Origin of the sequence: Micromonospora sp. MH33 (assembly GCF_003013775.1) — a bacterium.
In the GTDB taxonomy this organism is placed as follows: domain Bacteria; phylum Actinomycetota; class Actinomycetes; order Mycobacteriales; family Micromonosporaceae; genus Micromonospora; species Micromonospora fulviviridis.
The window spans coordinates 1-7211 of sequence record NZ_MUYZ01000332.1; the positions used below are offsets into that span (position 1 = coordinate 1).

Here is a 7211-nt window from a genome sequence, read left to right on the forward strand (position 1 = left end):
AAGGGGTGTGCGCAGGTCAGGCACTCGCCGAGCGAGCGCGGGATGTAGTAGCCGCGGACTTGCCGGCAGGTCGGGCAAGTGCGGCGGGCGAGCAGCGCGGCGCGGACCGCCCGGAGCTGGGCGGCGGTGGCGGTGCGCTTCGGGCGGGCCAGGTCGACCCGGTAGAGGTAGGCGGCGCGGGTGCCGCCGACCCCTTGCCAGAGCACTTGAGCGGCGACCGGCTGACCGCCGGGGCGTAGGCCGGCGGCGCGCAGTTGGCGGCGGGTGGCGTAGCCGGGCGGGGCACCTCGCCACCAGTAGGTGGGGATGCCGTACCGCGCCCCGTCCGGGTCGTGAAAGGCGGCGCGGATGCGGGACATCAGGCCGCGCGGTGCGGGTCGGTGCGGGTGGTCAGGTCGGCGGCGGCGCGGGTAACGCGGGCCTCGGCCCGGCGAAGACGCCGCCAGTCCAGCGGCGAGGGGCCACCGTGGTCCTCGGCGTAAATCAGGGTGATCTCGGCGTCGAGCACGTCCAGCTCGGCCGCGATCAGCGGCCACTCCGTCTCGATTGTCGCCAGGTCGGCGGCGGTCGGCTCGGCGGTGACGGGGGCGAGGTGCTTCCTCACGGGAAACCTCCGGGGGAAATCGATGAAGTCGGAAGCCCCGGGGGTGCGACCAGACCGGCCGCACACCCGGAACAACAGGGACAAGAGGCAGAAGCCCAAACCGCGCGCCAAGATCCGGCCCGCTCGCCCCGCTCACCCGGGATCTACCGGGGTCGGCCACCGTGTGGCTCAAGGCGGAGATGCCGCAGACGGATCTACGCGGCGCTTCTGCTGTGAAGTTCTGAATGAACGACCACACGACCGGCCCGTGGGCGTGCAGCGCATGCGCCACCTTCCCCGGCTTCCGCTCGGCTTGTCGTTCCTGGCTAGCCAGGCTCGACGCCATGAACGTAGGTCGGCTTGGCTAGTCAGGTCAAGAGGGCGCGGCGAACTTTCCTAACTTGGCTAGTCAGCGCTACCGTGACCGGGTGAGCGAGAACCTTGACTTCCTCGGCCAGCTAGATCCCGACGACCCCAAACAGGCCTCGCAGCAGATCGCGAACAAGCTGCGGGCAGCCATCCTCACGCGCCGGCTCTCGCCGGGAGACAAGCTGCCATCACAGCCCGAGCTAGCCGCCCGCTACGGCGTAGCGCGGGAGACGGTCAAGCGGGCATTGGAGCTGCTTCGGGCAGAGCGGCTGATCGTGACCCGGCAGGGCAGCGGCGCATTCGTACGGGCGCAGACGCAGCGAGCCGTTGAGCTGCGTCCACACATTGAAGCGGCATTCGAGCGGCCGCACGTCACGATCGACTTCGCGGGGTTCTCCGGCGAGACGCTACGCGATGCGCTCGCCGAAGCGCTCGACAAGGTGCGCGTCGGCCGCCTCGCGCCGGAGACGATCGCCGTGCGGGTCCTGATCTCCGACATGACGGTACCGATGGCGCTGCCGTCGCGGGCCGAGACACAGGCCGACGACCCGGCGGTACGTGAGCGCGCAGAGCGCATCACCCGGCGGGCGGCAGACGGCATCATCGATCAGGTCGCCGAGCTGGGCGACCTCGGCCTCATTCGGTCGGCCATGGCTGAGGTGCGTATGCACCGAGCGTCTCCGCTGTTCAAGCTCTACATCCTGAACGGCGAAGAGGTCTTCTATGGCTTCTACCCGGTCGTTGAGCGCACCGTCTCGATCAAGGGTGAGCCCTTGGCGATCTACGACCTGATGGGCAAGGACGTGCCGCTGTTTCACTACGCGGTGACCGACGATGACGCCTCGCACGGCACGCAGTTCGTCGAGGCGTCCCGACAGTGGTTCGACTCGGTGTGGTCGACCATCGCCTATCGGTACGAGGGATGAGCGCCGCTCTCGGCCGGCTGCTCCGGGAGGTCGGGGCGGTGCTGCTCGATTTCGACGGGCCGGTGTGCAGCGTCTTCGCCGGATACCCGGCGCCGAAGGTCGCCGGCGAGTTGGTTGACGTGCTGCGGCGGCGAGGCGTCGACGTGCCGCCGGACCTCGCCAGCGAGCCGGACCCGCTTGAGGTACTTCGTCGCATTGGTGCGACCGACAACCAGGGCATCACGCGGGCGGTAGAGGACGCACTCTGTGCAGCCGAGCGCCGGGCCGTCGAGACTGCCGAACCCACGCAGTATGGCCGCGAAGTCATCGTGGCGGCCCGGCAGGCGGGGATGCCGGTGGCGGTGGTCAGCAACAACTCGGCTGGCGCGATCAGCGCGTACCTGGCAGCGCACCGGCTCGCCGCGTACGTCTCGCCGGTGGTCGGCCGGACGTACGCCGACCCCGGCCGCATGAAGCCCAACCCACAACCGATCCTGTATGCCGCGAGTGCCGTACGCGAGCCGCCAAGCCAATGCGTACTGATTGGCGACTCGCTCTCGGACATTTACGGGGCGCGGGCGGCCGGAGTGCGGGTGATCGGTTACGCGAACCGGCCTGCCAAGGTCGAGAATTTTCAGGCCGCTGGGGCAGATGTGGTGATCACGAGCATGGGCGAGATAGCCAGCATGTTGATCGGCCGCATGGATGGCTGAAAGGCATCGTGGCCAGGGGCTGCCAGCAGTCTCTCTTTCTAATCAGTAGGAATTTGGTGATGCACCTTTAGGCTCCCGCCATCGAGCCGAGGGCGGCGCGGCGGTAGCCCGAGGCTTATCCGTGAGGTCCTTGTCTGCAATCTGCAAGATTCTGTCGAAGATCCATACTAGGCGGATGTATCGGACAACAGCCAAAGACATCGCGTACTCGTACAGAAAGCGGCTGCTAAGTGGGTCGCCCGTTCGGTCCAGACTCATCGCGAGAAAGGCCAGGCCGGCGGAGACTCCTGCCATCACGAGTAGTCCACGCCAGTTCTTTCGGAGCTCATTGCCATACAGGACCCTAATCGCGCGCGTGCGGTCGCCGCTCGCTGACTGGTATATTGCCAGCCCAATCGCGGACAGCCCTCCCAGGGTGGCAACTACAGCGGCTGATCCGGAGTAAAGGTCTGCCCTTCTGTCCGACTCCAGCCATGCCAGGAAGTCACCAGCGGCGAAGCGGTTGATGATCAAGAGATGAAGGCCCACCGCTGCTCCGGCTGCTAAGAAGTCGAGACTGGGGTGCTCGGAGAGCCAGCCACGTAGGTCGATCTTCGCTAGCCACGACACGGTAGCCTCCCGATTCTCATTCTTCCAGGTCAGCGGCCTTACGCAGCTCTTCCTCGTGCTCTGCTGCTACGCCCAGTATGACTTGCACCGCTGACAAAATTCGGATGGAGTTGCCTTCCTCGTCCACGGCCGGTACGCGCCTTTTGGCTGTGATGTGGTGCTCTACGAACTCTGCTAGTTGCGCGTACTCTCCACCGTTGCTGTTGGTGTAGACCAACTTCGCCTTGGCCATGTCAGCGGCACCGGGCATGACATCCTCAAGATCCTGGAGGTCGGCCAAGAGGCGTTGCCTATCCTCTTCGCGTCCCCCTCCCCGGGGGATGCTGATCGTGACGGTGACGCGAAGATCCCCGTAGTCGTCGCTAGCAGTCCTCAGGAAGCGCGCCAGGCGGCCGCTCTTGTTTTGCAGCGCCTGTGCTTTATGCGCTCCTATCCGGATCTCCACCTTCGTTGCTCCGCTGGCGGTCGCAAGCTTCTGCACCTCCGCCTTGGAAAGAAGGGGCCTCACGACGACGGGTTTGGTGAAGAGCTTAAGCCCGTTGACCCAATTCTCTAGGGATTTGCTCCCAGGTGCTGCGGTTGAACCCTGCATGACACCAATAACATTCCCATAAGGCAGGAATGCGATGACTGTGGTATCAAGGTAGCCACGTGATGCTTGGAACTCTAGCTCACTCCACTCTCCGGTGTTCATATCCATCACAGACAACCATTCACCTTCGCTCTTCACCTTGTGAAGCAGGAGGTGGTCGTCTTGCTGGGAAGAATGAACCGTTCCGATAAGTGTTTGGTCAGTCCTCCAGGTTCGCTCATCAACCTTGGCTCGGCCCAGTAGCGACAGTATGCCATTCCAATCTCGCTGCGTGACTCGTATTTGGTTCCCCTCGATAGAGTCGACGATCTCGAAGAACTGCACTGCGCGCTCCCGCATGGTTACCTTGGCCAAGGCGTCTCCCCTTCCCAGATGGTCGAGCCCCGCACCATAGTGGAAGCCAATGTCAAAGGGAACGCTTCTGTAGCAAATCCGGCTGTTGCATTGGCAGAAGATGTAGTCGCACGGGTCGACGCCGCATCGTTGCGATGGCATGTATGGGGCAACCGGTTCCACGCGCGTCGGTGAAGGCGTCTCGGGTCGTTACGCCCTGAGCCGCCGTACCCCCCGGCTTCGAGACTGACGCGGACGGCTGCGCGGGGGCCTCTGTGCCGCATACGTGCCAAAGCTGACCGCCCCGCCTGCCTCGGCTGGCGTTTGCCCAGTTCAATGGCAGGATCCATTTGGGAGGGGTGCATCCCTCCGGAGGCGGGGGCGCAGGTTCGAATCCTGCCGGGGGCACAGACACCAGGAAGCCCGGGCCGCTGGCCCGGGCTTCTTCGCTTGTCACCCGGCCTCGCGGCGGGCCTTCGCGCGGCGCTTGCCCTCGTGCATGGCCTGCACCCGGGCCACCGGAATGCTCCGCCCCTCGGCCACCAGCTCCTCCGGCAGTCGCTGCGGCGCCGGCAGCGCCTCCGCCCACGGGTCCCGGTCGCCGAGCAGCGCCGGCACGGTCTTCACGGTGAAGTCGGCCGGGGTCGCCGCCTCGACGTCTGCCCAGCCGACCGGGTACGACACCGGTGTGCCGGGCCGGATCCGCGGGCTGTACGCGGCCACCACGGTCGCCCCGTACGCCCGGGTGGAGTCGACGAAGACCCGGCCGCCCCGGTCCTCGACGATGAAGGCCGTGGTGGCCAGCGCCGGGTCGAGCCGTTCGGCGCGGGCGGCCAGGGCCCGGGTCGCCGCGGCGGCCTCCTCGGCGGTGGTCGCCGGGTCCACCGGAACGATGACGTGCAGCCCCTTCGCCCCGCTGGTCTTCACCGCACCGGCCAGCCCGGCGTCGGTGAGCGCCTGCCGGACCAGCAGCGCCGTGCGGACCGCCGTGCCGAACGAGTCGCCCGGCGGCGGGTCCAGGTCGAGGACCAGGTGGGTGGGGTGCTCCGGGTCGCCGGCATGCCCCAGCGTCGGGTGGTATTCCACCGCCCGCTGGTTGGCGAACCAGAGCAGCGTGCGCCGGTCGTCGCAGAGGGCGTACGAGATGCTGCGGTGCGAGGCCTCCGCCCAGACCGAGGTGCGGCGCACCCAGTCCGGTGTGTACTTCGGCAGGTTCTTCTGCATGAACGGGTCCTGGCCGGGCCGCACCCGGACCACCGACAGTGGCCGGTCCCGCAGCCCGGGCAGGATTCGCCGGTGGACCGCGTCGAGGTAGTCGACCAGGTCGCGTTTGGTGGCCCCGGCCCCGTCGAACAGCGGCTGGTCCAGGTTGGTCAGCGACACCCCGTCCCGGGTCTCGTCAGCGGCGCCCATCCGCCAACCTTCCCGGGCCGAGCGCGGGTCGGCAACCCCGACACGACTTCCCGTGGTGTTCCGATCGCTCCGCGCCGGCCGGCGTCCCGGTCGGCGGGGCGCCGGATCAGACCCAGAACGTGTCGTGCCGCAGGAAGAACTCCGTCCGCTCCTCCTCGCTCCTGCCGGCCAGGTCCAGCAGCCCCTCGAAGTAGCCCTCCCGCGGCGCGCCGGGGGCGAAGTGCAGCAACATCGAGGCCGGCTCGCCGGACTCGTTGCGGAACGCGTGGACACCACCCTCTGGGACGTGCACGAAGTCCCCGGGCGCGGTGTCGATCCACCGCCGTCCGTCGTAGATGCGTACCGTCCCGGAGAGGATGAAGAAGGACTCCGAGATGGAGCGGTGGAAGTGCGGCGCCGGGCCGCTCGGCTGCGGGCCCATCTCCCACCGGTAGAGGCCGAACTGCCCGTTGGTCGACGCGCCGGTGGCCAGGTAGTGGGCCGAGCCGCCGGAGGGATAGACCAGCTCCGCGGGATGATCCGCCGGGCGGTGGGTGGCCGACTGCTCGCCCAGGTCGCCCGAGTAGCGCGGCGGCGGGTAGGTCACCGGGCCTCCTCCCCGATCGGGAACGCCTCGTCGCCCGCCCGGATCGCGGCGAGCATCCCGACGATACGGGCGCGGGCGGCCGCGTACAGGCCGGAGCCGTAGCTGATCCGGGCCACGCCGAGGGCGGCCAGCTCGGCCGGGGCCGGGGCGCCGGGCCGGGCCAGGACGTTGACCGGGGCGTCCACCTCGGTGACGAAGCCGCGGATCTGCTCCGGGTCGGCCAGCAGGATCGGGTAGACGCTGTCCGCCCCGGCGGCCAGGTAGCCGCGTCCCCGGCGGACCGCCTCGGCGAGCCGCCCCTCGGCCGGGCCGTACGCCCGCAGATGCACGTCGACCCGGGCGTTGAGCACCAGGTCCACGCCGGCCGCGCGGGCCGCCGCCCGGATCCCGGCGAGCAGGTCGGCCTGCTCCTCGACGTCGTACAGCGTCCCGGTCCGCGGGTCGGAGTCCTCGATGTTGCAGCCCACCGCCCCGGCCGCCAGCAGCCGCTCGACCAGCTCGGCCGGGCGCAGCCCGTACCCCCGTTCCAGGTCGGCGGTGACCGGGACCGGCACGGCGGCGGCGATCCGGGCGACCGCCGCGAACATCCCGGCCACCGGCGTGGCCTCGCCGTCGGCGTGGCCGAGCGCCTCGGCGACCGCGGCGCTGCTGGTGGCGACCGCCGGGAAGCCCGCCGCGACCACGGCCCGGGCGGACCCCGGGTCCCAGGCGTTCGGCAGGGTCAGCGGGTTCCCGGGGCGGTGCAGCGCGCGCAGCGCGGCGGCCCGCCGGCTCAGCTCGGTCATGCGGCCAGTCTCGCCGCGCCGGCGGCCCGCCCGTAAGCTCCAATTCCGTGCCGATGGACTGGGCCGATTTCGGCGTCGACCTGCACCTGGAGCTGGACGCCACCGGCGGCCGGCGGGCCGGGCTGGAACGGGCGCTGCGGGACGCCATCCGCGACGGGCGGCTCCCGCCGGCCACCCGGCTGCCGGCCACCCGCGCCCTCGCCGCCGAGCTGGGCCTGTCCCGGGGCACCGTGAGCGCCGCCTACGACCAGTTGGTCGCCGAGGGCTGGCTGGTCGCCCGGATCGGCGCGGGCACGGAGGTCAGCGGTCTGCGCCGGGCCGCG

Annotated in this window: 9 protein-coding genes; 3 read left to right on the plus strand and 6 right to left on the minus strand. The window is 69.2% G+C overall.

Annotation, left to right across the window (positions count from 1 at the left end; all coding sequences use genetic code 11):
- Positions 1 to 359, minus strand: a 359-nt coding sequence (locus B0E53_RS31200) for an RRQRL motif-containing zinc-binding protein (protein WP_107079259.1), incomplete at its 3' end; no start/stop codon positions are given.
- Positions 359 to 604 (minus strand): DUF6284 family protein, encoded by a 246-nt coding sequence (locus tag B0E53_RS31205; RefSeq protein WP_107079260.1) that lies wholly within the window; start codon positions 602 to 604, stop codon positions 359 to 361. The genes B0E53_RS31200 and B0E53_RS31205, both read right to left, overlap by 1 nt.
- 407 nt (positions 605 to 1011) lie before the next feature.
- On the opposite strand from B0E53_RS31205, the gene B0E53_RS31210 reads away from it, so the two are divergent.
- Entirely contained in the window at positions 1012 to 1878 is an 867-nt protein-coding gene (locus B0E53_RS31210) for a GntR family transcriptional regulator (protein ID WP_107079261.1), read from the plus strand.
- Positions 1875 to 2570: an HAD family phosphatase gene (locus tag B0E53_RS31215; RefSeq protein WP_107079262.1), complete on the plus strand. Its 696-nt coding sequence runs from the start codon at positions 1875 to 1877 to the stop codon at positions 2568 to 2570. The genes B0E53_RS31210 and B0E53_RS31215 overlap by 4 nt, the downstream gene beginning before the upstream one ends.
- A 625-nt stretch (positions 2571 to 3195) precedes the next feature.
- Here B0E53_RS31215 and B0E53_RS31220 read toward each other — a convergent pair.
- From B0E53_RS31220 to B0E53_RS31235, 4 genes are all read right to left on the minus strand, one after another.
- Complete coding sequence (locus B0E53_RS31220; RefSeq protein ID WP_107079266.1) at positions 3196 to 4095, minus strand: hypothetical protein; 900 nt, start codon at positions 4093 to 4095, stop codon at positions 3196 to 3198.
- A 462-nt stretch (positions 4096 to 4557) separates the two neighbouring features.
- Positions 4558 to 5517 carry an ATP-dependent DNA ligase gene (locus B0E53_RS31225; RefSeq protein WP_107079263.1) on the minus strand — a complete coding sequence of 320 codons (960 nt, stop codon included), beginning with the start codon at positions 5515 to 5517 and terminating at the stop codon, positions 4558 to 4560.
- Positions 5518 to 5623: 106 nt separating this feature from the next.
- On the minus strand, positions 5624 to 6103 hold the full coding sequence (locus tag B0E53_RS31230; protein WP_107079264.1) for a cupin domain-containing protein: 480 nt from the start codon (positions 6101 to 6103) through the stop codon (positions 5624 to 5626).
- A complete protein-coding gene (locus B0E53_RS31235; protein ID WP_107079265.1) occupies positions 6100 to 6888 on the minus strand; it encodes an isocitrate lyase/phosphoenolpyruvate mutase family protein in 789 nt (262 codons plus the stop codon). Before B0E53_RS31235 ends, B0E53_RS31230 begins: the two co-directional genes overlap by 4 nt.
- A 53-nt stretch (positions 6889 to 6941) precedes the next feature.
- On the opposite strand from B0E53_RS31235, the gene B0E53_RS31240 reads away from it, so the two are divergent.
- Positions 6942 to 7211 (plus strand): winged helix-turn-helix domain-containing protein (locus tag B0E53_RS31240; RefSeq protein WP_146167831.1); only part of this gene is annotated, 270 nt, incomplete at its 3' end.

Bases quoted from the DNA above. Each gene is read 5' to 3' on its own strand.
- B0E53_RS31225 (WP_107079263.1), bottom strand. From the start codon at position 5,517: ATGGGCGCCGCTGACGAGACCCGGGACGGGGTGTCGCTGACCAACCTG.
- B0E53_RS31215 (WP_107079262.1), top strand. From the start codon at position 1,875: ATGAGCGCCGCTCTCGGCCGGCTGCTCCGGGAGGTCGGGGCGGTGCTG.
- B0E53_RS31235 (WP_107079265.1), bottom strand. From the start codon at position 6,888: ATGACCGAGCTGAGCCGGCGGGCCGCCGCGCTGCGCGCGCTGCACCGC.